General features: G+C 76.3%; 23 protein-coding genes. 20 read left to right on the forward strand and 3 right to left on the reverse strand.

From position 1 onward, the window contains the following. Window positions 1–3 precede the first annotated feature (3 nt). From VFG42_RS09745 to VFG42_RS09820, 16 genes are all read left to right on the forward strand, one after another. Window positions 4–2211 carry a hypothetical protein gene (locus VFG42_RS09745; RefSeq protein ID WP_324907777.1) on the forward strand — a complete coding sequence of 736 codons (2208 nt, stop codon included), beginning with the start codon at window positions 4–6 and terminating at the stop codon, window positions 2209–2211. A 6-nt stretch (window positions 2212–2217) separates the two neighbouring features. Then, window positions 2218–2610 (forward strand): hypothetical protein, encoded by a 393-nt coding sequence (locus VFG42_RS09750; protein WP_324907779.1) that lies wholly within the window; start codon window positions 2218–2220, stop codon window positions 2608–2610. Between the two features lie 4 nt (window positions 2611–2614). Continuing rightward, window positions 2615–5329 carry a hypothetical protein gene (locus VFG42_RS09755; RefSeq protein WP_324907781.1) on the forward strand — a complete coding sequence of 905 codons (2715 nt, stop codon included), beginning with the start codon at window positions 2615–2617 and terminating at the stop codon, window positions 5327–5329. A gap of 3 nt (window positions 5330–5332) precedes the next feature. After that, entirely contained in the window at window positions 5333–6652 is a 1320-nt protein-coding gene (locus VFG42_RS09760; RefSeq protein ID WP_324907783.1) for an NlpC/P60 family protein, read from the forward strand. Continuing rightward, window positions 6652–7194: a hypothetical protein gene (locus tag VFG42_RS09765; RefSeq protein ID WP_324907785.1), complete on the forward strand. Its 543-nt coding sequence runs from the start codon at window positions 6652–6654 to the stop codon at window positions 7192–7194. The genes VFG42_RS09760 and VFG42_RS09765 overlap by 1 nt, the downstream gene beginning before the upstream one ends. After that, entirely contained in the window at window positions 7191–7970 is a 780-nt protein-coding gene (locus VFG42_RS09770; RefSeq protein ID WP_324907787.1) for a hypothetical protein, read from the forward strand. The genes VFG42_RS09765 and VFG42_RS09770 overlap by 4 nt, the downstream gene beginning before the upstream one ends. Further along, window positions 7967–8491 carry a hypothetical protein gene (locus VFG42_RS09775; protein WP_324907789.1) on the forward strand — a complete coding sequence of 175 codons (525 nt, stop codon included), beginning with the start codon at window positions 7967–7969 and terminating at the stop codon, window positions 8489–8491. The genes VFG42_RS09770 and VFG42_RS09775 overlap by 4 nt, the downstream gene beginning before the upstream one ends. A gap of 20 nt (window positions 8492–8511) precedes the next feature. Continuing rightward, complete coding sequence (locus VFG42_RS09780) at window positions 8512–10767, forward strand: hypothetical protein (protein ID WP_324907791.1); 2256 nt, start codon at window positions 8512–8514, stop codon at window positions 10765–10767. A 37-nt stretch (window positions 10768–10804) separates the two neighbouring features. Then, entirely contained in the window at window positions 10805–11707 is a 903-nt protein-coding gene (locus VFG42_RS09785) for a hypothetical protein (protein WP_324907793.1), read from the forward strand. Continuing rightward, window positions 11704–12432: a L,D-transpeptidase gene (locus tag VFG42_RS09790; RefSeq protein WP_324907795.1), complete on the forward strand. Its 729-nt coding sequence runs from the start codon at window positions 11704–11706 to the stop codon at window positions 12430–12432. The genes VFG42_RS09785 and VFG42_RS09790 overlap by 4 nt, the downstream gene beginning before the upstream one ends. A gap of 23 nt (window positions 12433–12455) precedes the next feature. After that, window positions 12456–13880 (forward strand): hypothetical protein, encoded by a 1425-nt coding sequence (locus VFG42_RS09795; RefSeq protein ID WP_324907797.1) that lies wholly within the window; start codon window positions 12456–12458, stop codon window positions 13878–13880. Between the two features lie 104 nt (window positions 13881–13984). Next, a complete protein-coding gene (locus VFG42_RS09800) occupies window positions 13985–14302 on the forward strand; it encodes a hypothetical protein (RefSeq protein WP_324907799.1) in 318 nt (105 codons plus the stop codon). Continuing rightward, the gene (locus VFG42_RS09805; protein WP_324907801.1) at window positions 14299–17865 is read left to right on the forward strand and encodes a replication-relaxation family protein; all 3567 of its coding nucleotides are present in this window, start codon (window positions 14299–14301) and stop codon (window positions 17863–17865) included. Before VFG42_RS09800 ends, VFG42_RS09805 begins: the two co-directional genes overlap by 4 nt. 247 nt (window positions 17866–18112) lie before the next feature. Beyond that, window positions 18113–18763, forward strand: coding sequence for a hypothetical protein (locus VFG42_RS09810; RefSeq protein WP_324907803.1), 651 nt, complete (start codon window positions 18113–18115; stop codon window positions 18761–18763). Window positions 18764–18831: 68 nt separating this feature from the next. Beyond that, window positions 18832–19881 (forward strand): hypothetical protein, encoded by a 1050-nt coding sequence (locus tag VFG42_RS09815; protein WP_324907805.1) that lies wholly within the window; start codon window positions 18832–18834, stop codon window positions 19879–19881. A 49-nt stretch (window positions 19882–19930) separates the two neighbouring features. Beyond that, complete coding sequence (locus VFG42_RS09820; RefSeq protein WP_324907807.1) at window positions 19931–20620, forward strand: hypothetical protein; 690 nt, start codon at window positions 19931–19933, stop codon at window positions 20618–20620. A gap of 10 nt (window positions 20621–20630) precedes the next feature. Here the strand turns inward: VFG42_RS09820 and VFG42_RS09825 are convergent, their stop codons facing one another. Together VFG42_RS09825 and VFG42_RS09830 are read right to left on the reverse strand one after the other, a co-directional pair. Then, window positions 20631–21257 (reverse strand): bifunctional 4-hydroxy-2-oxoglutarate aldolase/2-dehydro-3-deoxy-phosphogluconate aldolase, encoded by a 627-nt coding sequence (locus VFG42_RS09825; RefSeq protein WP_324907809.1) that lies wholly within the window; start codon window positions 21255–21257, stop codon window positions 20631–20633. Next, complete coding sequence (locus VFG42_RS09830; RefSeq protein ID WP_324907811.1) at window positions 21254–22168, reverse strand: PfkB family carbohydrate kinase; 915 nt, start codon at window positions 22166–22168, stop codon at window positions 21254–21256. The genes VFG42_RS09825 and VFG42_RS09830 overlap by 4 nt, the downstream gene beginning before the upstream one ends. A 40-nt stretch (window positions 22169–22208) precedes the next feature. On the opposite strand from VFG42_RS09830, the gene VFG42_RS09835 reads away from it, so the two are divergent. After that, window positions 22209–22997 (forward strand): SDR family NAD(P)-dependent oxidoreductase, encoded by a 789-nt coding sequence (locus VFG42_RS09835; RefSeq protein WP_324907813.1) that lies wholly within the window; start codon window positions 22209–22211, stop codon window positions 22995–22997. 8 nt (window positions 22998–23005) lie between these two features. On the opposite strand, the gene VFG42_RS09840 is transcribed toward VFG42_RS09835, so the two are convergent. Beyond that, window positions 23006–23371: a sensory rhodopsin transducer gene (locus tag VFG42_RS09840; RefSeq protein WP_324907815.1), complete on the reverse strand. Its 366-nt coding sequence runs from the start codon at window positions 23369–23371 to the stop codon at window positions 23006–23008. A 79-nt stretch (window positions 23372–23450) separates the two neighbouring features. Here VFG42_RS09840 and VFG42_RS09845 point away from each other — a divergent pair, with 79 nt between their 5' ends. The 3 genes from VFG42_RS09845 to VFG42_RS09855 all read left to right on the forward strand — a co-directional run bounded on the left by VFG42_RS09845 (window position 23451) and on the right by VFG42_RS09855 (window position 25376). Beyond that, window positions 23451–24128, forward strand: a complete 678-nt coding sequence (locus VFG42_RS09845) for a GntR family transcriptional regulator (protein ID WP_324907817.1) — start codon at window positions 23451–23453, stop codon at window positions 24126–24128. After that, window positions 24125–24778 (forward strand): HAD family phosphatase, encoded by a 654-nt coding sequence (locus tag VFG42_RS09850; protein ID WP_324907819.1) that lies wholly within the window; start codon window positions 24125–24127, stop codon window positions 24776–24778. Before VFG42_RS09845 ends, VFG42_RS09850 begins: the two co-directional genes overlap by 4 nt. Window positions 24779–24959: 181 nt before the next feature. Then, the gene (locus tag VFG42_RS09855; protein ID WP_324907821.1) at window positions 24960–25376 is read left to right on the forward strand and encodes a hypothetical protein; all 417 of its coding nucleotides are present in this window, start codon (window positions 24960–24962) and stop codon (window positions 25374–25376) included. Window positions 25377–25457: the final 81 nt, after the last annotated feature.

The following is a 25457-nucleotide window of genomic DNA, read 5'->3' on the forward strand; positions in this document are numbered from 1 at the left end:
GGCGTGCCGACGCTCGACCACCCGACCGCGCGCGGCGCGGCCGTGCCCGGCGCGCGGTCCGTGGCGCGCGCGGTCCGGCGCACGCTCACGGCGCCGCGCGGCTGGGGGCGGCGGCGCGTCTTCGTCACGGCGTTCGCCGCCTCGCTGCTGCTCTGCCTCGTCTGGCCCGACTCGGCCTCGGCGCTGCCGTCGGTCGACGACATCATCAACAAGGCGATCGACAAGATCTCCCAGAAGTTCTTCGGGGTCAGCCTCGACGGCTTCAACGGCACGTTCTTCACGTGGCTGGTCAACGCCCCCAACTTCGCCGGGAAGGCCAACGGCCACCTAGACGGAAAGTTGGAGGCCTTCGGCCACGTCAGCCAGGGCGTCGCCTTCGCGCTGGTCGGCGTCGTCATCACCTTCTCGGTCCTGCAGTACTGGCTGGCCGGGATCGCCGACCTCAGCGGCGACGGCAGCGAGCTGCTGCAGGGCATCACGCGCGGGATCGGCGTGGCGCTGCTGATCACCGCGTGGCCGTTCATCTTCGAGAACGCGATCGCGGTCTCCAACCAGGTCACCGCCGTGCTCGTCAACGGCAAGGACCTCGACAAGATCGCGAGCCTCATCACCGGGGCGCTGGCGGTCACGACGATCGCCAGCATCGGCCTCGGCCTGATCTTCGTGGTCATCCTCGGGTTCGCGACCGCGAGCGTGCTGCTCGGGCTGATCGCGATGAAGATCGTCATCGGCGCCACGCTGGCGATCCTCTACGCGGCGATGCCGCTGGCCTTCGTGCTCTCGCCGATCGACCAGACGGCGTGGGTGCCGCGGCTGGCGATCCGCAGCTTCGTCGCGGTGCTGATCATCCCGGTCATCTGGGCGCTCTGCCTCGGGACGTTCATCGGCGTCGGCGTTGACTCGCTGACCTTCGGCGGCGGCGGCTCGTTCGTCGACAAGCTGATCAAGCCGCTCACCGCGCTGGCGTTGTTGTACTTGATGTTCTCGCTGCCGCGGACGCTGATGCGGATCGCCTCGCTGGGGGCGATCATGCCCGGCGGCGGTGGCGGACGGCGCGGGGGCGGCGGGATCGTCATGCGCATGGGCGAGCGGTTCGGGTTCCAGTACCTGAGCCAGCAGATGCCCTGGAACCAGCAGGACGGCGCGGCGACGCCGCCCGGCGGCGGGCAGGACCCCGGCCAGGGCCAGCGGCCGACGCCGGGGACGCCGACGCCGGGCGCGCCTCCCGGCGGCGGCACCGGTGGCGGCGGCGCGCCCGCGCTCCCGTCGGCGACGCCGGCGCTGGAGGCCGGGGGCGCGAGCGCGGCCGAGGCCGGCGCGGGCACGGCGGCCGCGGGCGCCGGGACCGGCGCGGCGGCCGGCGCGGGCACCGGCGCGGCCACGGGCGCCGCGACCGGCGCGGCCGGCGGGCCGCCCGGCATGGCCGCGGGCGCGGCGATCGGCGCGGTGGCGTCGAAGGCCGGCAGCAGCAGCGGGGGCGCCGGCGGGGGCCTGCCCGGCGCGCCGGGCATGGCCGAGGCGGGCAACATGCTGCGCGAGCGCGGCGCCGAGCTGTCGGCGATGAACCCCGCGCAGCGCCTGGACGCGGGCCGCGCCGCGCTCGAGCAGCTCGGGCAGTCCGGCGTGGCCGGCCCGGTCGTCGACTACACCGCGTCGCACACGCCCGAGGAGGTCACCGACCGAATGACCGCCGCGGCCGCGAGCGAGGGCGTCTCCGGCGACGACGCCGCGGCGTTCATCACCTGGGGCGCCATGGACTCCGCCACGCGCGGCGACCTCGTCGCCGAGGCCGGCGGCGGGTCCGCCGGCGCGGGCTTCGACGGCGGCGGCGGCGCGACGGGCGGCGGCGGCGCGACGGGCGGCGGCGGCTCGGACGGCGGCTCCGACGGCGGCGCCTTCACGGTCGCCGGCGACGGCACCGCCACGCCGCCGTCCCCCGCCGGCGGCAGCGGCTTCGACGGCGAGCCCGGCGACGACGGCGGCGCGCCGTCCGGCAGCGCCGCCACGCCCGCGCGCGACCACGTCCGCGCCGAGGACATCGGCATGTCCTCCTCGTGGGGCCCGCCGTCCGACGACGGCGCCGTCCCCGAGGACCCCGGCGTGACCGTCCCCGACGACTCGATGCCGCTGGCGCTGCCGTCGGGCTCGTCGTCGCCCGCCCCGCGCGGCGGCGACATCCCCAGCCCCGGCGACGACGGCCTGGAGGGCTAGCCCGACATGAACGTCGCCTACAAGCACCTCGACACGAAGCTGCGCATCGGCGAGCTGACGATCGGCCAGTGGCTGGCCGTCGCCCTGGGCGTCGGGATCGCCGGCGGCTGGGCGCTCTACGTCCACCCGCCGATCGGCGCGACGCTGACCGCGGTCACCGCCGTCTACCTCGGCGCGCTGCCCGCGGGCGCCGCGCTGATGGCCAGCTCGTCGGAGTTCAACCTCATGTTGCTGTTGGCCTCGGCGGTGCGCTGGCGCCGCCGCCGGCGCCGCTACGTCCCGGGCCCCGGCGCCCGCCTGCGCGGCTACGAGCTGCGCGTCGACCACGCCGACGCCCCGCGCGGGCCGCGCCGCGAGCCCGTCCCCGTCCTCGACACCGCTGCCCTCTGGGAGGAATGAACCGATGAAGATCCGCAACCGCCGCCGACGCGGCGCGCCGACCCCGAAGCGGACGTCCGACGACGGCCTGCCCGAGAGCGGCGAGCTGCTGCCGGTCGAGGCGCTGGACCGCACCGGGCTGGCGATCACCAGCGACGGCGCGCTCGTGCGCATCCTGCACGTGATCCCGCCCAACCCGCTGATCCTGTCGGCGCCCGACCGCGCGCGGGTCGCCGCGTCGTTCTGCGCGATCGTCGCACGGCTGCGACCGGGCCAGACGCTGCAGTTCTACGTCCAGGCGCGGCCGGTCAACCTCGACGACGTGCTGCTGGAGTCGCGCCGCGAGGTCGCGGCGTGGGCCGGCGAGCCGCCCGCCAAGGGCAAGCCCGCGCAGGACCCGCTGTCGCTCTCGCGCTGGCGCCTGTACGCGGCGATGGAGGAGTCGCTGCGCCTGCACGCCGACCACCAGGCGGCGGTGCGGACCGACGCCTACGTGGTGGTCCCGCACGTGCCCGACGAGCGCTCGGCCCGCCAGCTGCTCGCCGCGCTGAAGCCGCGCGCGTCCTCCAAGCCCGCGGGCGCGCCGCTGGGCCGCGACCTCACCGCGCACCGCCGGGCGGTCCGCGAGAGCCTCGCGCTGACCGACTCGGTGCGCGCCGAGCTGGACGCGCTGTCGGTCCCGACGCGGCTGCTGGACGGCGAGGAGGTCGCCGAGCTGCTGTGGGGCCGCTTCAACCCGACGAGCGCCGACGCCGCCAAGCGCCGCGTGCCGATCCGCAACGAGGTGCTCGGCACGCTCGACGCCGCGCGCGACCGCGACGAGTCCCGGCGCGCCGCCGAGAAGCTGCGCGGCGCGATCGCGCGCTCGACGCTGGACTTCTCCTCGTCCAAGCGCCACGCGGAGATCGACCAGGACCTGGAGCAGACGATCTACACGGCGACCACCGCCGACGCGACGACGATGGGCTGGCTGATGGGCGCGATGATGACGCGCCAGCCCTACACCTTGAGCGTCTTCGCCGGAGCGTTGGACCGCCGGCGCGAGCGGCGGCGGATGAAGATGGGCTACCGGCGGATCTTCGCGATCAACCGCGTCGCCGAGGCCAAGGGCCGCGTGCCGGACTTCGACCGCTACGCGCAGGAGACCGAGGCCCAGCGGCTGCTGCAGGAGATGGCCGGCCACGAGCGCGCGAGCCTCTACCGCGTCTCGATCTACCAGTCCCTGCGCTCGCGCGGTCCGGACCCCGACGTCGCGTCGCTCAACGAGGCGGTGGACTACTGCGTCGACCAGATCGAGTCGGCGTCGGACTGCCGCGTCAGCCGAGGCGAGTTCCAGCAGTACGAGCTGTGGCAGTCGACGCTGCCGCTGGGGCGCGACGTCGCGTCGCGCACGCGCCGCTACGCGACGCGCAACGTCGGCGACACGATCCCGCTGATCGGCACCAGCTGCGGGTCGCCGACCGGCATCCCGTTCGCGTTCAGCGACCCGGGGCGCACGCTGGAGCTGCTCAACCCCTACGACCGCACGCACTCCAACTACACCATGTTGGTCAACGGGCGCTCGGGGTCGGGCAAGACGATGGCGGCCAACATCATGATCTCGCGCTGCATCGCGCACGGCGCGCGGGCGTTCGTGATCGACCGCGCCGGCCACTACGGCGTGCTCACCGCGCTGGTGGCGGGCGCGCGGCAGATCGAGATCGGCGCCGACGACAGCCCCTATGCGATCAACCCGTGGGACGTGCCGGACCCGGGCGACGTCAGCCTCGAGAAGATCGCGTTCCTCGTCTCGCTGCACGGCGTGATGATGGGCGACGAGGGGCTGACGACGCTGGAGCGCGCGCACCTCGGCGCCGCGATCCGGACGGTCTACGCGCGCGCCGCGCAGACCGGGCAGACCCCGCGCGAGTCGATGCTGCGCGACGAGCTGCGCGAGCGCTCGCGCGGCGAGCAGGCCGAGGGCTCGGCCGACGTCGCGGCCGTGCTGCGCAACCTCGCCGAGCGGCTGGGCGAGTACTGCGGCGAGGGCTCCTACGCCTACCTGCTGGACCGCGAGACGACGGTGCCCGTCGACTCGCCGCTGGTCGTCTTCGACACGCGGCGCTGCCCGGAGATCGTGCTGCGGTCGGTGATGTTCGCGCTGGTCGAGTACGTCACGCGCGCGATCGAGCGCCACCGCGACCAGTCGCGGACGCTCAGCCACCAGCCCGACGCGCCGATGTTCACCGGGCGCACGGTGATGCTGATCGACGAGGCCTGGCACCTGGTCGGCCGGCGCGAGACCGGCGAGTTCGCCAACGACCTGGCGCGCCGCGCGCGGCACCTCGGGCTGTTCCTGATCGTCATGTCCCAGCACATGTCGGACTTCGCCACCGAGCACGGGCTGGCGCTGATCCGCAACTCGACGATGCAGCTGTTCCTGTCCCAGCACCCGGACGAGATCCCGTTCGTGCAGGACGCGCTGCGGCTGTCGGACGAGGAGGCGGCGCTGATCGCGCGGCTGAAGACCGTCAAGGGCTCGCACGCGCAGGTCTTCTGGGTCAACGGCGCGCGCGGCAAGGGCCGCGTGTCGCTGCGGATCGGGCCGCGCGAGTACTGGGCCTACACGTCGGACCCGCTGCGCGACGTGCCCCTGCGCGACGCGGCGGTCGCGCGCGCCGACGGCGACGTGTGGCGCGGGATCGTGGAGCTGGCGGCCTCGACGAGCACGACCGGCGACGCGGCGCGCGACCGGGGCTAGGCCGTGGAGGCGGGCGGCGACACGGGGCTGTTGGAGCGGGGCGGCGCGGCGGGCGGCGGCGCGGGCCTCGACGCCGGCGCGCCCGGGCTGCCCGACTTCTCGTCGCCCGGCGACATCCCGTGGGGCGGCGACGGCGGCGCGGCGCCGGGCCTGCCGGGCGGCGACCTGGCCGACGAGGGCACCAAGGCCGCGGCGGGCGGGGCGCTCGCGCTGATCGGGCTCGCGCTGCTGCCGCTGATCACGATCATGCTCGGCGTCGCCGTGCTCGTCGGGTTCCTGGCGTGGCTGAACCCGCTGAGCGGCGACGACGGCAACACCGCGCTGCTCGGGCGCTGGCCGACGTCGAGCCCGATCCCGGCGGTCTACAAGCCGATGTACGAGGCCGCCTCGCAGCGCTACCACGTCAACCAGTTCCTGTTGGCCTCGATCCACGAGCAGGAGACCGGCTTCTCGCGGAACCCCGCGGCGCGGCTGGGGACGAACTCGTCGGGCGCCGCCGGGCCGATGCAGTTCCTGCTGTCGACGTGGGTCGCGCACGACAAGGCCTACAAGGCGATCGAGCGCGCGCGGCCCAAGTCCTATCCCTTGAACCGCAAGACCCTGAAGAGCTGCTATCCGGTGCCCGACGACCTCGGCTGCGTCTACGACGACTTCGACGCGATCGCGGGCGCGGCGCACAAGCTCGCGGCCGACGGCGCGAACATGAGCCTGACGTCGGCCGGGACGCGGCGCGCGGTCTGCGCCTACATCGGGTCCTGCGGCGAGGTCGACGACTGCACGGGGTCGAAGAACCAGTACTGCGAGGTGATCCCGCGCGCGCGGAGGTGGGAGCTGGAGGCCGGGCCGGTGGAGACCGCGCCGGGCGCGGGCGCCGAGGGCGCGGTCCGGTGGGCGCTCACGCAGGACGGCGTCGAGGAGTCGCCGCCGGGCAGCAACTGCGGCGGCCCGATCACCGCCTGGCAGCGGCGGACCGGGACGACGTGCGGGACCGCGTGGTGCGGCGTCTTCGTCCACGAGGCGTTCCTGCACGCCGGGATCGACCTCCCGAGCTGGATCGCCTCGGTCCCGACGACGCTGTCGCAGGCGCGGGCGGGACGGGGCGGGCTGAAGGCCGTTCCGAAGAACCAGATCAAGCGAGGGGACATCGTGATCTTCCAATGGGACACGGGCAAGGTCGACCACATGGGGTTGGCCACCCAGGACTGGCCCGGCACCGGGCGGCTGGCGACGATCGAGGGCAACACGAGCAACGGGGTGCACCGCCGCTCCGAGCTCGAGGGCACGATCGTCGGCGGCGTCCGCGTCATCGAGGGGGCGAAGTGATGCGGGTACGCGTTGTGATGGTGATGGGGTTGGTCGCCGGGGCCGGCGCGACGGCGGGCTGCGGCGTGCACGACCCCTACAACGACCGGCCGGCGACGACCGCGACGACGGCGGCGGCCGCCTCGGTGGCGGCGCCCGCGTCGACGACCGCGCCGCCGAGCGCGAGCGCGGCGGCGACGCCCGACGCCGCGATCCGGACGGTCGCGCTGGCGTGGGCGAACTGGACGCCGGCGACGCTGCACGCCCAGCACCGCCGCGCGATCGCGCTGACCACCGGGCACGCGGCGAAGCTGCTCAAGACCGAGAGCGCGCAGCTGGAGGACGGCGTGGTCTCCTCGCCCGACGACCTGCGCTCGCGCGGGACCGTCGAGGCGCTGGCGCTGCGGCCGGGCGCCGACCGGCGCGACGCGGTCCTGGTCACGCGCGAGAAGCTGCTGGGGCTCGGGCCGCTGGGCTCGGAGAACGAGTACGTGGTGACGCTCGTGACCGTGCGGCGGCGCGCGGACGGGTGGATCGTGACGCGCTGGGAGCGGCAGTCGTGAGCGGCGCGACGACCGTGGCGCCGGAGGGGCGCGCGCCCGCGGACGCCGCGGCGCCCGCGCCCGCGCCCGCGTCGACCCGGGCGGCCGCGCCGCTGCTGGCCGTCGCCGGGCTGTGCGGCGGGGCGGGGGCGAGCACGCTCGCGTTCCTTGCCGCGCGCCACGCGGCGCGCGAGGGCGATCGGCCGGTCCTCGTCGCCGACACCGGCGGGCCGAGCGGCGGGCTGGCCGCGTGCGCGCGGGTGGCGGTCGCGCGGTCGCTGCCGCGGGCGGCCGCCGCGATCGCGGCGCACGAGCCGCTCGGCGCGGGGCTCTTCGCCGAGGCCGGCGGCGGCCTGCGCGTGATGGCCAGCGCCCCGGAGCCGCCGCTCGACGTCGCCGCCGACGCCGCCGCGCGGGTGCTCGGCGACGCGCGCGGCGCGCACCGGCTGACGGTCGTCGACTGCGGCGTGCCCGGCGGCGCGTTGAGCGCGCAGGTGCTGGAGGTGGCCACGCACGTCGCGTGGGTGCTGCCCGCGACGCTCGGCGGCGCCCGTCGCGCGCGGCGCACGCTGGAGCTGTTCGCGCCGCGCCCGGACCGGCGCGAGCTGGTGGTCGCTCGCCACGACGCCGCGGGCGCGACCGCGCCGACGGCGATGTTGAAGGAGCTGGCCGCCGAGCGGCGCGCCCCGCTGCTGCTCGTGCCCCACGTCCCCGACCTGGCCGAGCAGCCGCCCGACGCGGCGCTGGAGCTGGCGGGCGAGGCGCTCGACGCGCTGGTGGCGGAGGTGCTGCGATGACCGCGCTCACGGCGCGGGCGTCGGCGATCGGCGGCGGCGTGCTCGTCGCGATCGGGTGCGTGGCGCTCGTCGTGGCCCTCGCCGGCGCGGACGCCGCGCGCGAGGCGCTCGGGCTGACGTTCCCCGGCCTGCCGCGCACGCTGGGCTCCGCGGAGGAGGTCTTCGCCGCCAACGCGCGGCTGCTCGGCGTGACGGCGATCGCGGCGGCGGTCGCGACGCTGCTGCGCGGCACGGGGTGGGCGGGCCGCGTCCCGGTGGCGCTGTGCGACCTCGCGCTCGCGCTGGGCTGCGCGCTGCACGTCCTGCTGGTCGGCGCGGCGCTCGGCGGCTACGGCGCCAAGGCCTTGGCCTACATCCTGCCCCACGGGCCGGTCGAGCTGGCGGGCTTCTCGATCGGCCTCGCGCTCTACGCCGAGGCGCGCGTCGGACGGCTGACCGCGCGCGCGGCGGTCGGTCCCGTCGTCCTGGCCATCGCGCTGCTCGCCGTCGCGGCGGGCCTGGAGGTGTTCACCGGCGCATGATCCCGCGACCTCGCACAGTCGTGCTCACGTTCTTCGGCGCCATCGCCTGGGTGGTGGTGGCCATCTGGGTCCTGACCACCAACTCGATGCTCGGCGACGACGGCGAGCAGGCGGTCGGGCCCGCGCGCCGCGCGGTCGCCGACCACGTCCCGGACGCGCCGAACGTCCACGGCGTCGCCGACCACGGCGGCTCGCTGCTGGGCACGGTCTGGGGCGTGAGCAAGACCATGTTCCTGCTCGCGCTGCTCGGCGTGCTCGCGCTCGTGGTCGTCCGTCGGCTGGGCCGGCGGAGCGAGGCGCGCGTGCGCCTGGCGCTGCTGCCGCACCGCGACGAGACCCTGGACCGCCGCGCGGTCGAGGACCTGCTGTCGGCCTGCCGCGAGCTGCTGCGCGAGACGCCGCTGCGCGCCGCGCTGCTCGGCGCGCCGACGCTCGGCCTGGAGGTCGCGACCGCGCCCGGCGCGGGCGGCGCGACCGTCGCGTCGCTGGCGCTCGTCTGCCCGGCCGACCTCGTGCCCGAGGTCGAGGGCGCGCTGCACGACCGCTGCCCCGACACGCGCCTGGTCGCCGAGCCGGCCGAGGCCGAGGCCGCGCCGCCGCCGGTCGTCCTGCGGCTGCGCCGCCCGCGGCGGGGCGCCTCGGACGGCGATCGGCTGCCGGCCTCGTTGGAGGCGATGGCCGCCACCGGCGCGCCGGTCCGCGTGCACTACGCGCTGGCCGCCGCGCGCCGTCCGGCCGGGCGCGGGCGCGGGCTGGCCGACGTCGGCTGGCTCGACGCCCGCTCTGACGCCGGCGGCGCGTTCGAGCCGACGCGACCGGACCTCGTCGGCCCCGCCGTGGGCCTGGAGGCGCCGCGGCCGCTGCCGGTCGCCTTCCACGTCGAGGTCCGCGTCGCCGGGCCGACGCGCGCGGCGTGCGCGGCGATCGCCCCGGCCGCCGCGGCGGGCGCGGGCCTGGCGCCCGCCGCGCTGACCGCGGTGCGCGGCGGGCTGCTCGCGCCGCTGCGGCGGCGCCCGCGCGCGACGACGACGTCGGTCGCGCTGGCCGCGGGCTGGCACCTGCCCGGCGCGGAGGATCCCGGCCCGCGCGTGCCGCGCACCTCGGTGCCGCGCAGGCCCGCGCCGCCGCGCGTCTCGCGCGCGCCGGAGGACGCGCTGGTGCGCGACGAGCGCGGCCCGGTCGGGCTGGCCGAGTCCGACCGCCGCGCCGGGCTGGGGATCTTCGGCGGCTCCGCGGCGACGCGCGCGGCGCTCGCCGGTCGCTGGCTGGCGCGCCGCGCCGCGGGCGACGAGGCGGTGCCGGTCGTCGTGCTGGCGGCCGCGCCGGGCGCGGCCGCCGCGGCGCGCGGGGCGCTGGACGGGCACCGCGACGTGACGGTCGTCGCGCCCGGACGGCTCGACGTGCTCGCCGAGCCCGCCGCTCCCGACGCGCTTGGCGCGGCCGTGGCCGACGCGCTGCTGGACGCCGGCGCCGGCGACGAGGCCCGGCGCGTGCTCGGCCTGACGGTCGCGGTGGCGATCGCCGCCGCGCGGAGCGGCGCGCTCGACGGGCCGCCGGTCCCCGACGGCGCGCGCCGGCTCCTGCGTCCCGACGACAGCGCGCTGCGCGAGGGCCTGGCGCGCGAGCTGTACCGCCGGCCCGGCGCGGCCGACCTCGGCTCGTTCGTCGGCCACGAGCTGCCCGCGCACCTCGACGGCGCGGCGGGCGCCGCCGCGCAGGCCGCGCTCGACGGACCGCGCGCGCGGGCGCTCGGCCTGGGCGCCGACGCGCCGCCGCCGATCGCGTTCGCCGACGTCCTGCGCCGGCGCGGCGCGCTGGTCGTCGACCTCGCCGCGTTGGACGACGAGGACGCGCGCGGGCGCGTCGGGCGGCTGGCGCTCGCCGGGCTCGGGCCCGCGCTGCGGGCCGCCGCGCCGCCCGGCCGCTCGGCCTCCGTCCGCGCCGCGCTGCTGATCGACGGCGCCGACGCCGTGGTCGACGCGGCGTCGGCCGACGCGCTCGTCGCGCTCGGCGACGCGGGCCTGGAGGTCGCGGCGTCCTGGCGCTACGCGGGCGGCCACGACGCTGCGCTGCGCCTGCACCGCCACCGCTGCCTGCTCGGCGCCGACCCGGCGGCCGACGACCTCGCCGCCGCCGAGGCGCTGTGCGCGACCGTGCTGGACGGCGACGAGCGGCTGACCGCGCTCGGCGCGCTCGCCCTGCCCGAGGCCTACATGGTGTGCAGCTGGGTCCCGGACGGCGGCGCGCGCGCGACGTTCGTCGCCCGCGCGAACTGAAGGGGGCGCCCGGACGTGCTCGCCCAATGGCATCGACATGGGCGCATCAGGAAAGAAGCTGCCGGGGCACGGAGCGCGCCGCAAGGCGTTCTCGCCCGCCCCGTCGATCAAGGACTCCATCCACGGGCCGCGACCGCATCCGGTCGCGCTGCGCGTCGGCCAGCGGTTCTGGCCGCGCGCGGGCGACCGGCGGCGCGGGTTCGTCCTCACGCGCGTCGCCGGCACGCACGCGCACGGCCGCCGCGAGGACGGCGACCCGAAGCCCGCGCGCTACGCGGTCTCGCGGCTGCTGGCCGTCGACGCCGAGGGCCGCGGCCGGCACTTCGCGTTCACCGGCTTCGCGCCCGGGCGCCGCTACCGGACGCTCGCGCGCGTGGTCGCGGTGCGGGGCGCGGTCGCGACGCTGATCGTCCCCGAGTGGCATCCCGGCCACCCGGTGCGGCTGCCCGCGGGGCTGCTGCGCGGGGCGGGGGAGGGCGACTGGGTCGACGTCGCCGCCGACCTCGGCGCCGCCGCGCCGGCCAAGCTCCAGCTCGACGTGCTCGGCGTCGCGGCCACCGCGCCGCGCGCCGGGACGCTGCCGGAGATCACCTCCACCTCGCTCGACGACGGCGGCCGCGGGGCCCGCGACGACGGGCCCGGCGGCGTCGTCTTCGAGCTGGCCGGCGGCGACCTGGAGACCGCCGCGCCGGTCGTCGGCGGGCGGCGCGAGCTGTACGCCTTGGACCGCCTGCGCCTGCGCGCGGGCGCGCGCGTGTACCTGGCGGAGCCGGGCGCGGGGGAGATCGCGCGCTACCTGGAGCTGATCTCGGTCCGGTCGCTGCCCCACGGCGTGACGCTGGTCTGCGCCGCCGAGCCGCGCGCGCTCGACGCGCCGGTGCCGTGCGACCTGCGCCGCCGCATGGGCGCCTCGCGCGCGGTGTGGTGGGAGGCGGCGTGAGGCCCGCCGGGGCGGTGGCCCTGCTCGCGGCGCTGGTCGTGGCGCTGGTCGCCGGGAGCGCGGCGGCCGGCAGCGCGCACGCCGCGGGCGCGCCGACGCGCGCGTCGGCCTCGACCGCGCGGATCGTCGTCGCCACCGACGCCCGCGCGCGGCCCGGCGGCGGGCGCGTCCTGGAGCGCGTGCCGGTCACCACGAGCTGGGGCGGCGCGCCGGTCACGCTGCTGGTCCACGGCGTCCGGCGCGACGCCGCCGGGCGGCGCTGGCTGCGCGTCGGCCTGCTGCACCGCGCGCGGCGGCGGACCGGCTGGATCCGCGCCGACGACGCGGTGCTCGGCACGACGACGTGGCGCGTCGAGGTCTCGCTGCGTCGCCGCCGCGTGGTCGTCCGCCACCACGGGCGGGTGCGCTGGCGGCTGCGCGCGGTCGTCGGCGCGCCCGGCACGCCGACGCCGACCGGCACGTTCTCGGTCCTCGAGCGCGTCCGCCAGACCGACCCCACCACCTTCCCGGGCGCCTGGGTCCTGTTCCTCACCGCCTACTCGCCGGTCGTCCGCTGGTTCGACGGCAACGACGGGCAGGTCGGGATCCACGGGCGCGGCGGCGCGAGCCTGCGCGACCCGCTCGGCAGCGCCCGCTCCCACGGCTGCATTCGTCTCACCAATCGCGCGATCGCGCGGATCGCCCGGCACGTGCCGGACGGCTCGCCGGTCGCGATCCACCCGTAGACCCCTCGACCCCTCGGAGCCTCATGTCCTCCACCTTCCCCCGGGCCGTCCTCGGCCCGCTCGTCCTGACGATCCTGCTCGCGGCCGCGCTGACCGGCACGGCCCGGGCCGGCACGATCTCCGCGCGCACCTGCACCGGCGCGACGGCCGCGATCCCCGGCGGCTTCGCGGCCTCCGGCCAGTGGGTCGTCCTGGAGAACAACGCCGGCCAGCGCGCGCCGCAGTACGGCACGACCACGAACTTCACCGGCGTGCCGCTGTGCGCGGTGCGCTCGACCGGCACGGCGACGTCCGGCGACCCGCAGTGGATCTTCTGCACGCAGGCCTCGCTGTACGCCTGCGGCCAGGACGCGCTCGGCGGCGCCGCGCTCGCGTCCGACCTCGACGCGCGCGCCCGCGCGGAGATCGCCTGGGCGATCGCGACCGCCGACCTCTCGACGGCGGGCGGGCGCGCGGTGGCGCAGACGCGCGTGTGGTGCGTGACCGACCGCGTCCAGCGCCACCGCTCCGACGCCGACATCCTGTCCGACGCGCGCGCGTACTTCGCCGACCACGGCGTGACGCTGCCGTCCGGCACCGCCTGCCCGCGCTGGGCGACGGTCGACGCCGGGCTGCGGACGCAGCCGCGGCTGACCGTCCGCGGGGCCACCGGCGACGACGGCGGCGCGCGCTTCGAGCTCACCACCAACCTGCCGGAGGTCCGGATCGGCGCGACCGCGCCGGTCCAGCCGTGCGCGGACGCGCCCGGCGGGACGACGCTGGACGGCGGGACGCTGAGCGTGCCGGGCACGTCCGACGCGCGCGCGGTGACGATCCCGCTGTGCGCGACCGCGCCGGCGGCGCGGCTCGACGCCACCGCCCCCGGGGTGCAGGCGTCCGACCTCACGGTGATCCGCTCGCTGCGCTCGCCGGGCACCTGCCAGCTGATGGTCACCGCGCGCGGGACGCGGTTGGCGGCCAGCGCGACGGTGACGCCGGTCGCGCCGGCGGTCACCCCGCCGGCCGCCGCCGCGCCGCCGACGGTGGTCACCGCCCAGAGCGCGCCGCCCGCCACGCCGCGGCTGACGCTGGCCAAGCGCCGCGTGCGTCGCGCCGGCGAGGCGCGCCGGGTCCGGTCCGGCGCCGCGGTCCGGTGGGCGATCACGGTCCGCAACCGCGGGACCGCCACCGCCAAGGGCGTCCGGGTCTGCGACACGCTGCGCCGCGGGCTGGCCGTCCTGTCGACCACGCCCCGGGCGACCCCGGACCGTGGCCGTGTCTGCTGGCGGATTGCCACGCTGCGCGCCGGGGCCCACGCCACGCTGCGTATCACCACGCGCGTCAGCGTCACCGCCTCCGGCTGCCACCCCCTGGCCAACCGCGCGTCGATCCCCGGCGGGCCGTCGGCGTCCAGCACGGTGACGGTCTGCCGCAAGCGCCGCGTGCGCAGTGGCGGCACCACGGGCTGAGGTCCGGGGCAGACGCCCCCGGGGGCGAATCCCGGGGGCGCGGAGCCTAGGTCGGCCAATGGAGTCCATGAGGGACCCCATTCACCGACCCAAGGAGGCTCCCAATGCCCGAATTGCTCAACGACGGCCTGCCCGAGCGCGCGGCCCGCTCCAAGTTCGACTTCGCCAAGTGGGCCGACGGCCAGGCGTGGAAGTTCGTCAAGGGGCAGGACTACACGAGCTCCACCGAGACGTTCCGCTACAACGTCAAGCGCTGGGCCAAGGCCCAGGGCATCGAGGTCGAGCTGCGGCCGTACCCCGAGCTGGACGCCGACGGCCACGAGGTCCCGCTGACGAAGGCCGACGCGATCGCGCTCGGCGTGCGCTTCGTGGTGGACGGCGCCGGCCCCGTGGCGGCGCGCGCCGGAGCGGCGGCGCGATGATCGCCACCGGCACGCTCGGGCACCTGCTCGAGCTGATGGCCTTGCTCGTGCTGGCCGGCGCCCTGGGCGCCGGCTGGCTGGTCCGGTCCCGGCGCGCCGCGCGCCGGGACCGGACCGCGACGCGGCTGTGGCTGCTGCCGTTCCGCGCCGACGACGCCGAGCCGCAGGCCGTGATGCGGCTCCTGGAGTCCTGGCACCAACAGCTCCAGGAACGCTGGTGGCGGCGGCTCCTGCACGGCCAGCCGGGGCTCGCCCTGGAGGTCGTCATGGCGCCCGACGCCGAGGGCGACCGGACCGCGCGCCTGTCGGTCGTCTGCCCGGAGGAGTTCGCCGAGACGATCGAGGGCTCGCTGCTGGCCTGCTACCCGGACAGCCGGCTGGTGCGCGGGACGCAGGCGCTGCCGCCGGTCCACGAGGTCGTCCGGATGAAGAAGCGCTATTCGTTCGTGCGCGCGCTCCGGGGCGGCGAGGACGAGGAGGGCAAGGTCATCGACGTGGTGCTCAGCCAGATGGACCGTGTGGGGGAGACCGCCGTGGTCCAGTACGCGCTGACGCCGACGCCCGCGTGGCTGGACCACTACTCGCGCTGGCGCTTCGGCGCCCGCGAGCGCGACGCGGGCGCGGCCGCGGCCCGCGACCCGGCCAACCCCGGCGTCCGCTCCGAGGTGCTGGCCGCCGAGTTGCAGGGTGGCCTGCGCGTCCAGCACCGGGCGCTGTTCTTCACCGAGATCCGGATCGCGGCCGGAAGCTACGGGGCGTGCCGGGCGATCGCCGGTGCGCTGCGCGGCGCGTGCGCGGCCGAGAACCGGCTGGTCGAGCGCCACATGCGCGTGCGCCGCGAGCTGTACCTGGGACGCCTGCGGGAGGCGGTCGGCAACCCGCTGCCGGGCTGGCGCCGGGAGGTGCTCAGCTCCGGCGAGCTGGCCGGGCTCTGGCAGCTGCCGAGCCCGGGGCTCAAGACCGCGCGCGTGGCGCGCACCCCGGTCCCGCGCCTGCTCGCGCCCCCGGAGATCACCCGCCGCGACGACTACGCCCTGGCGCGCGACGAGCGCGGCCCGGTCGGCATCCGGCCCGAGGACAAGTCCGACGGCCTCGGCCTCATCGGCGGCCAGAAGACCGGCAAGACCTCGGTGCTCTGCCGCACCGTGCAGGCCGACGGGCGCGACGAGTCCTGCGCCATGATCGTGCTCATGCCCAAGCCGGGCGACGCGCTCAAGGCGCTGTCGATGGTCCCGGAGGGGCGCACGGTCCACTACCTGGACCTGGAGAACCCCGAGCTGGGGATCAACCCGCTGCTCGGCGAGGGCGAGCCGGCGATGATCGCCGACAAGGTCGTCGAGGCGTTCCGCGACGTCCACGCCGAGGGCGACATCAAGGGCTCGTCGGACCGCTACCTCCGGCAGGCGGCCCAGGCGGCGATCGGGGCCAGCCGCCACGGAGTGGTCGACGGCCCGCCGACGCTCTGGCACATGTACAGGATGTTGCTCCCGCCCGAGGTGAGCTTCCGGGAGAAGGTGGTGGAGGCGCTCTACCCCGACCAGCGCTTCACCGAGACCGCCACGTTCTTCGGGCGCGAGCTGCCCAGCGACCTGGCCAACGCCGCGGCCCAGACCAACGCCAAGCTCGACGCACCGCGCAACAAGCTGCTGCGGCTCATGGTCGACTCGCTGGACAAGGTCCTCCGCCATCCCAACCAGCTGAGCCTCGACGACGTCATCGCGCGCCGCGAGGTGCTGATCGTCGACGGCAAGATGGGGACCTTCGGCACCGACAACTGCCGGGTGATGATGCAGTTCATCCTCACCTGCCTCTACGGGGCGCTCCAGCGCCAGCAGCAGCTCCCGGACGAGCAGCGGGTGCGCGTCGCGGTCAAGGTCGACGAGGCCCACCTGATCATCAACAACTCGTTCGCGGACGCGCTCGCGACGCTGCGCTCGGCCGGCCTCGAGGTCGTCGCCGCGTGGCAGTACGGGGCGCAGATCGAGGACCCCAAGCTGCGCGGCGGCATGCTCAGCCTCCTGCGCCAGCGCTGCATGTTCTCCATGGGCGAGTCCCAGGACGCGCTGGAGATGAGCCGGATCGCGATGGCGGCCTACACGGACCTCATCCGCGACGACACCCAGTCGCGGTCTCGGCTGCGGCTCACGCCCGACACGATCTTCAACCTCCCCAACCACCACGCGGTCTGCTCGTGGATCAGCGGCGGCGCGCGCCAGGGCGCGTTCATCGCCCAGACGCTCCCGTTGGAGACCGACGACGAGGTCATCGCCCATCACCTGGAGGCCCAGCGCGAACGCGGCGGGTTCGTCCCGGACCGGCTGCCGGACCCGATGCCGGACCTGGACTGGAGCGACCCCGACGACGAGCTGCAGGAGGATGCGTCGCCGGTCGCGGTGCTGGTGGCCGAGGAGCCCCAGCCCGAGCCCGAGGAAGTCGTCGATGAGGAGGCTCCGGCGCCGCTGCTAGTCGGCGCCCCCGACACCTACACCGAGCTGGACTTCGACGACATCCGCGGGTTGGTGTGGGACAAGGACGACCCGTCGGCTACGCCCCACGAGCCCAGCGAGCGCGAGCTGGAGATCCTCAGCGCGCTGTGGGACGCGCGCTTCATGTTCACCACCCAGATCTGGCGGCGGTGGTGGGACGGCAGCTCGCAGCGGGCCTGCCAGCAGGGCCTGCAGCGGATGTGGGCCGCGGGCTGGGTCCGGCGGTTCAAGTTCCAGCGCGCCGAGCGCGGCGCCCAGCAGCGTGTCTACTGCCTCACCGAGGCGGGCTTCGAGCTGCTGCGCGGGCGGTCCGGGCGCAAGGGCCAGTTCCTGCGCGACGACGAGGTCTGGCGTCAGCCCTCGACCGGCGACCCGCGCCACATCCTGCGCGACCTCCAGGTCAACGGCTGGGTGCTGGCGCTGGAGGCGCTGGCGGGCTCGCGCCGGGTCGGTCGCTGGCGCGGTCCCGGCCAGGGCCGCCTGGAGCCGCCCCGGCGCAAGGTCTACGGCGAGTGGGTCGACGTCCGCCCGTCCGAGGTCGTGCTCGGCTCCAACCATCGCCTCCAGGGCTACGCGGGCGAGCACTTCGAGGCGGTCATGCCCAACGCCACCGTCGAGCTCCGGCTGGGTGCCGGGGAGCGCCAGCGGCGTATCGACCTGCTCGTCGAGCTGGATCGCAACCGCGGCGCCGGCGCGGCCGAGGAGCGGCTGCGGCGCTACGACGGCCTGGTCTCCGGGTGGGCTCGGATGCTGCGTCGCTACCGGTCCCTCGGGACGGTCCCCGTGGTCGTCTTCGTCAGCGAGGACGAGCGCAGCCGCCTGAAGCTGCTCCAGGTCGCCGACCGGGCGCTGACCACGCGCATCGCCAAGGCCGGCTCCGACGAGCGCGAGTGGCCGTACCTCGGGCGCCGCTCGATCCTGTTCGCGGTCGAGCGCGACGTGCACGAGGGCTCGCTGGCCGCGCTCGCGCTCCCGGCGCTGCCGCCCGAGGCGCGCGCCCGGCTCGGCGAGCCCGAGGCGCTGACGCCGCGCCGCGTGCACGTCGTCGACCCGCGCCTGCTGCCCGCGCGCGGCTGACGAACGCCGGCTTCGCCGGATTCGCGCGCGGCCCGCGAGGGCTTCGGCGGATCCGGCGAAGCGCGTTCGACGCAGCTCGATTTCTGCGTCATACGCGCGCGGTTCTAGGGTTCGGGGCGCTTCTTCCCCCTTCCCTTCTCTCTCGTTCTCTCGCTCCACCGCTGCACCCGCCGACCGGCACTTCCGCCGCCTCGGCACCGCATCTGAGACTCGGACCACGGAATGCGTCCGGGTGAGGAGGAACACCATGTTCGACCGTTTCGAGCAGCTGCTCGCTCGTCACGACCTCGCTCAGAACCTCTCGCAGGCCCAGCGCAAGATCGTCTTCGTGCTGCTCTGCCTGTTCGGCCTCTACGTCGTCTCCGCGCTCGTCAGCACGTACCTCGCGATCCTCGCCGGCCTCGTGCTCCTGATCGTTCGCATGGTCCGCCCCAAGGTCGACCACGCGACCGCCGCGCCCACCGCCTCGGGCGCCGTCCCCACCGTCAGCAACCGTCCCACCCCCGAGCTGGTCGCCGGGTTCGACGCCTACATGCGCCCGGCCCGCGACCTCCTGCGTCGCGTCCCGCAGGACCAGCGCGCCGCGACCATGATCGCCCTGCTGGACGTCATGGAGGTCTTCACGGCCATCGGTCAGTACGAGGTCATCGACGGCGACGACGTCCTCCGCGCCGCCCTCGCCGGTGACCTCCCGCGCCTGACCAAGCACGCGGACGACCTGCTCGCTCCCGGCGCGACGCTGTACCTCAACCAGGTGTCGGTCACCGAGCAGGGTCGCTTCATGGACGTCCGGCTCTGCCTCGTGGACGGCACCGACATCAAGTTCCAGTGGAACGTTCGGATGCTCGGCGGCCGCTGCATCTACCGGATCGACCAGACCCAGACCACCGGGCGCTGACCCGGACCTCGACCACCGGCCGCCGCTCGGCGGCCGGTGGTCCGATCGCTCTCGAAGGGAGCATCATCATGTTCAAGCCCACTCTCCGGGTCGGGCTCGCGGGCCTCTCCCCGTCCGACGGCCGGCACCTGCTGCCCGCGCTCGCGGCGCTCGACGGGCGCCACGCCGAGCTGGTCGCCGTGGCCGACGCCGCGCCCAGCTCCGCGCAGGCACAGCTCGGACTGCTCGACAGCATCTCCGGGCGCCGTGCCGCGCTCAGCGACGGGCACGTCGTCGCCTCGCGCTTCGTCGCCGACGACGTGACCATCCACGCGGACGCCGAGGCGATGGTCACCGAGGACGACCTGGACGCGATCGTCATCGGGTCCGTGGATCGTCCCGCGGTGGTCGCCGAGCGCGCGCTGCGGTGCGGCCGCGATGTCCTGCTCCTGTCGCCGGACGCCCTCGCCGACCCGGCGGCGCTGCTCTCACTGTCGGCGCTGGTCGACCGCTACAACAAGGTCTTCTGGCCCGCGCACGTCACCGGGCTGCTGCGCCCGACCGGCACGGCCGCCGCTCCGCAGCTGCTCGGGGCGGTCACCGGGGCTCGCGCCACGTGGGACCTCCGGCCCTCGCCTCGGCCGGAGCCCACGGCTCCCGCGCAGCTGGTCGGCCTGACCGCTCCGCTGGCCACGCTCCTGGACGCGCGCTCGGTGGAGTGCACGGACGTCGAGGTCACCGGCCGCGGCGCTCGGCGCTCGGCGCGCGTCACGTGGGACACCGCCGCCCACCACTCGGCGGAGGCCGAGGTTCGGCTGGGGTGGGAGCTCGGGCCGCACGGCGGGGCGCGGGTCAGGCTGTTCGGCGCGGGCGGCGCACGCGCCGACCTGCCGCTCGTGGCTCCGGACGCTGCCATCGAGCCGACGTCGCGGGTCCTGCGCGGCGTGCTCTGGCACCCGGCACAGGGCCCGCTCCTGCTGCCGCCGCCGCGCACGTTCGCGGTGGCCCACCGCGCGGTCCTGACCGAATGGGTGGACGCCTGCCTGGCGCGCCGACCCGGGCGGGCACCGGTGCCGACCGCCTTGACCGCCGCCCGCATGGCTACCGACCTGGCCGCGGCGCTGCGCCAGAACCGCTGACCGGACCAACCCCATCATGTCGCACCACCCTCAAGGAGGAGGAACCACCATGCACCGGATCCAGCGAGCCCTCGTCGGCTACCTGATCGCCGACCTCGACGAGCCGCGCCCGGCCGAGACCGGCCTCATGGCCGTCCAGGGCACCACGTACTACGTGCCGGTTCTCGACGGCACCGGCTCCCCGGCCGCGTACCAGCCGATCGGCTACGGGCCCGACCTGATGAGCGGCCTGGTCGTCTCCGACCTGGAGGACGACGAGGTCCTGGACCTGCTCACGCGCGAAGGCCTGGGCGCTGTCGCCGGGGTCACCTGGACGGCGGACTGGCACGCCGGCGAGATCTCCGTCCACGACCACGACCTGGACCGCGCGCTGGCTCGCTTGGCCGACGCGCTCGTCCGCGTCCCCGGGCGCTACGTCCCGGTCGCGGTCGACCGCGCCGACCTGGACCAGGTCACGATCCACGCCCCGAGCGGCGCCCCGCACGCTCGGGCGATGGCCGACTGGTCCGGAGACGGCGGCGACCTCTGGGGCGCGGTGTTCGCCGACCCCGGGGATCGCTGGCCGACCGAGTTGGTCCGCGCGTTGCAGGTTGCCGCTCGCGCCCGTCTCGGGGTCGCGGGCGTCGAGGCGATCCGCGTCGCGTTGGCCGAGGGCGAGCCCCCGGCGACGGTGCTGGAGGCCGACCCGCTGCGCCTCGAGGTCTCGTGGACGGACTACACGCCGCGACGCAACGGGTAAGGCGCGGCGTTCAGCCCCGGGCCGCGGCCAGCAGCGCCGCGGCCCGGGCCCGCACGACGTCGGCGCCGTCGCGGGCCACGGTCCCCAGCTCGGACCCGACCCCGACGGCGTCGGCGCCCGCCGCCAGCCACGCCCCGATGTCCTCGGCGGCCACACCGCCGGTGGCCATCGCGCGCAGCGACGGCATCACCGCGCGCAGGTCCCGGAGGTGCGCGGGGGAGACCGCCCGGGCCGGGAACAGCTTCACCGCGTCGGCGCCGTCGCGGAGGCAGGCCGCGACCTCGGTCGGGGTCAGCGCCCCCGGGATCGCCGGCAGTCCCGCGGCATGGGCCGCCGCCACCATGCCCGGCGGCTTGGTGTAGGAGACGACGAACGCGGCGCCCGCGGCGGCGGCGCGCTCCACCTCGCCGACCGTCGTCACCGTGCCGAGCCCCGCGCAGACGTCGTCGTCGCGCAGCGCCTCCAGCGCGGCGACGACGTCCGGCGTCGTGCAGGTCAGCTCCACGATCCGCATCCCGCCCGCCGCGCAGGCGCGGGCCGTGGCCACCGCGTCGGCGGCGTCGGCGGTGCGGATCACCGGCACCACGCGCTGGGCGGCGATCGCGTCGAGCATCGCGATGGCCTCCGAGGCGCTCACGCGCGCACCGCCCGTCCGAGGGCGGCGTCGATCTCGGGTCCCGACGGGTAGGACGCCGCGCAGCCCTGGCGCCCGACGCTCAGGGACGCGGCCGCCACGCCGCGGCGCAGCGCGTCCGGCGGCGCCATCCCGGCCAGCCGCGACGCCAGGTAGGTCCCGGCCAGCGCGTCGCCCGCCCCCGCCGCGTCCACGACCGCCACCGGCGCCGGGGCGCAGCGGTGCTCGTCGCCGTCCCAGCGCAGGATCGCCGGCGCGCCTCCGGCGGTGCGCACGACCTCGGCGGCGCGCGCGCCGTCCTCGATCCCCGGCAGCGCCGCGGCGTCCTCGTCGGACAGGAGCAAGGTGTCGCACTCGGCCGCCCAGCGGCGGAGCAGCTCGGCGTCGGGCGCCAGCGCGGGCCGGTGGTTGACCACGAAGGCCACCGGCAGGCCCGCCGCGCGCGCCCGGGCCGCCAGCTCGTCGGCGGCCGCCGCCGCGCTCGCCGAGATCGCCAGCGTCACGCCGGTCACCAGCAGCATCCCGGCGCCGGCCAGGAACGACCCGGGCACGTCGCCGGGCGCCAGCCGGCTGCCCGCCGAGCACGTGCGCCAGTAGGCGAAGCGGTGGCCGCCGCCAGGCGCGGGCTCGTTGAGGTACAGGCCGGTCGGCGCCTCCGCGTCCGCGAGCAGCCAATGCGTGTCGACCCCGGCCGCGCGCCAGAACGCGACCAGGCGGTCGCCGAGCGCGTCGGTCCCGACCCGGCCCCCGAGCCGCGCCGGCGTCCCGGCCCGCGCGGCCATCGCGCAGACGTTCGCCGCGTCGCCGCCGAAGCCGATCTCCAGCCGGTCCTGGCCGCGTCCGGCCCGCAGCTCGACGAGGCCCTCGCCGAGGGCGGCCAGCGCGTTCGGGTTGACAGCGGCCCCGTCAGGCATCAGGGTGTCCGCTGTGCAGGTCATCAGACCAGTAGACCAGTTGCCCGATCCGATCGTGGTCACCGGCGCCGCGCACGGCATCGGCGCCGCGACGGCGACGCTCGCCGCCCGGGCCGGCGCCGCGGTGGCGCTCCTGGACCGCGACGCCGACGCGGCCGCCGCGCTCGCGAGCCGGCTGCGCGACGCGGGCGCGCCCGGCCCGCTGCTCGCGCTCGGCTGCGACGTCTCCGAGGCCCACTCGGTCGAGGCCGCCTACGCCGCCGTCGCCTCGGAGCTCGGCGCGCCGCGCGGCCTCGTCGCCTCCGCCGGCATCGACCGCGGCGGCCTGGCCCACGAGCTGCCGCTGGCCGACCTCGACGCGGTCCTCGCCGTCAACCTCCGCGGGACCTTCCTGTCCTGCCGCGCGGCGCTCAGGTCGATGCTCGACGCCGGCGGCGCCGGCGGCGTCGGCGGCGCCATCGTCTGCGTCGGCTCGCCGCTGGGCGCGGTCGCCGCGCCGGGCGGCACCAGCGCCTACAGCGCCTCGAAGGCCGGCATCGCCGCGCTGGTCCGCACGCTGGCCGTCGACTACGGCGCGCACGGCATCCGCGTCAACGGCGTCCTGCCCGGGCCGACCGAGACCGAGCTGATGTGGGCCAACGTCCCAGCCGCCGAGGTCGAGGCCACGCGCGCGATCGTCGGAGACGAGGTCCCGCTGGGCCGCCTGGCCGATCCGGAGGAGCCCGCCCGCGCCGCGCTCTGGCTGCTCTCCGGCGCGGCGTCCTACGTCACCGGCACCAACCTCGCCTGCGACGGCGGCGTCCTGGCCAAGGCCTCCATCTCGGTCTGACGCCGGGGTCATGCCGGATAGGCGATCGTGGTCATGAGCGCGTTCTCCGCCTGGCGGCTGTCCAGGCGGGTGTGCTGGACGACCACCGGGACGTCGCTGCGCACCAGCGCGCAGTAGTCGACGCCGACCGGCACCGGCTCGGGGCCCTCGAGGTCGTTGAAGCGCTGGTGGAACGCGCGCCGCGGAGCGATCGTCAGCGGATACGGGCCGACCGGCTCGCGGTCGGTGAAGTACAGGGTGATCTCGACGTGGGCCTCGGCGTCGTTGGCGTTGAGGACGCAGGCGCTGTCGTGGCTGGTCATCGCCGGCTCGGGCCCGGTGCTCGCGGGCGGGATGTAGCCGTCGGCGATCACCCAGGTGGTCGCTCCGATCATGATGTCCTCGCTTCGTTGGGGGAGGGGGCGGGGGCTCCTACCTGTATCATTGTCGACAATCATCCGTCAAGGAGCCCCGGTGCCCAACCCGATCGGTCCGCTGGACCCCATCTCCCGCCGCCACCAGGTCGTGGCCACCCTGCGCCGCGCGATCGTCGCCGGGGAGCTGCAGCCCGGCCACCGCCTGGTCGAGACCGAGCTGGCCGAGCAGCTCGGCACCAGCCGCGCCCCCGTCCGCGAGGCCCTGCGCCAGCTCGAGCAGGAGGGCCTGGTCGTCTCCCGGCCCTACCGCGCGACCGAGGTCCTGGGCGTGACCCAGGAGGAGATCGAGGAGGTGCTCGTGCCGCTGCGCGTGACCTTGGAGCGCTTCGCCTTCCGGAAGGCGCGCCCGAACCTCGCGCCGGAGGACTTCGACGAGCTGGAGCGCCTGATCCGCGCCATGCGCGTCGCCGGGAAGGACCGCGACGTCGACGCGTTGGCCGACGCCGACGTCCGCTTCCACGAGCTGGTCGTCACCCGCGCCGGGCAACCGCACTGCGAGCAGCTCTGGCGCACGATCGAGCCGCGCGTCCGCGCCCACTTCCGCCGCGACGCGCCGGCCCACCGCGACCCGGCCGCCGTCGCCGACCAGCACCAGCGGCTGCTGGACGCGCTGCGCGACGGCGCGGAGCCGCGGCTGGGCGACGAGGTCGAGCGCCACATCCGCGTGTACCTGCCGGACCCGGCGACCACCGGCGGCGCCGCCGGCGACGCGTGAGCGCCCCGCGGCCGGTCGTCTTCGACATGGACGGGGTCCTGGTGGACTCCGAGCCGCTGTACGAGGCGGGGTTCGTGTCCTACATGAACGGGATCGGGCGCCCCGAGCTGGCCGCCTGGTACCCCAACACGCTCGGGCGACGGCGGGCGGACTTCGTCGCCGAGCTGGCCGAGCTGCTGGCGCGCGACGAGGACGACGTCATCGCCGGCCTGCGCGACGCGGTCGCGCCGCACCTGGCGGGCGAGCTGCCCGCGATGCCCGGCGTGCCCGACGCGGTCCGCGCGATCGCCGCCGGTCGCACGGTCGGCCTCGCCAGCTCCAGCCGCGGGTCGTTCGTGGACACGGTGCTGACCCGGCTGGGCCTCGACGACGTCCTGGCCGTGCGCGCGACCGGCGACGAGGTCGCCCACGGCAAGCCGCACCCCGACCTCTACCTCCTGGCCGCCGAGCGCCTCGGGATCGACCCCGCCACCGCGATCGCCATCGAGGACACGCCCGCCGGCGCGGCCTCGGCCAAGGCGGCGGGCATGGGCGTCATCGCGATCCCCAACGACCACACGCGCGACCTGGACCTGGGCATCGCGGACGTCGTCCTGAAGGACTTGGGCGAAGCGGCATCCTGGCTCCAGGGCGATTCGGCGAAGCTCTGAGCGCACTGAAGCGCACAGCTTCGTCCAATGCTGGACACCATCCAGCGAAGCGAGATTTGGCGATCGGGCGCGCCCCGCGTACCGTCCCCGCCACTTCTTCTTCTTTTCCTCTCTCGCACCACCGCAGCACCCGCACCACCGCACCACCCGCAGCACCCCAACGGTTCAAGGAAGGACCGACATGCAGCACAAGAGGATCGTCCCGAGCCCGCGCGAGCTGGCCGCGGCCGTGATCCAGGCGCCCGCGCACCTCCGTCCGCTGGTCGCCAACTTCGGCACCAAGCTCGGAGCCGACGACACCCAGGCGATCGCCGACGGCCTGCTCGCCCTCCGCGCCGCCCTCATCGCCGCCCTCCGCACCACCGACGCCGACCACCGCCCGCTCGCCCTCCTGGAAGAGCGCGGCGTCCCCGCGTATCTCACCTTCGGCCTGACCGAGCTGATCGTCGTCCCGATCCCGGTCTCCCGGTTGGACACGCACGAGATCGAGCTGCTCGTCACCCCCGACGACCCCGACGCCCATCAGCCCTGGCGCTTCCTGCTCAGCGGGAGGCGCCTGCTGGCCGTCGAGCCGCCGGACACCCTCACCGCCGACTGACAGCCGCGTGTGGCCGCCCGCCCCGCCTCGCATCGCGCGAGGCGGGCGACCGCACGGGGCCTTCAGCCCCCCGCGCCCCGG

The sequence above is a fragment of the Baekduia sp. genome (genome assembly GCF_035685985.1).
GTDB lineage: Bacteria > Actinomycetota > Thermoleophilia > Solirubrobacterales > Solirubrobacteraceae > Baekduia.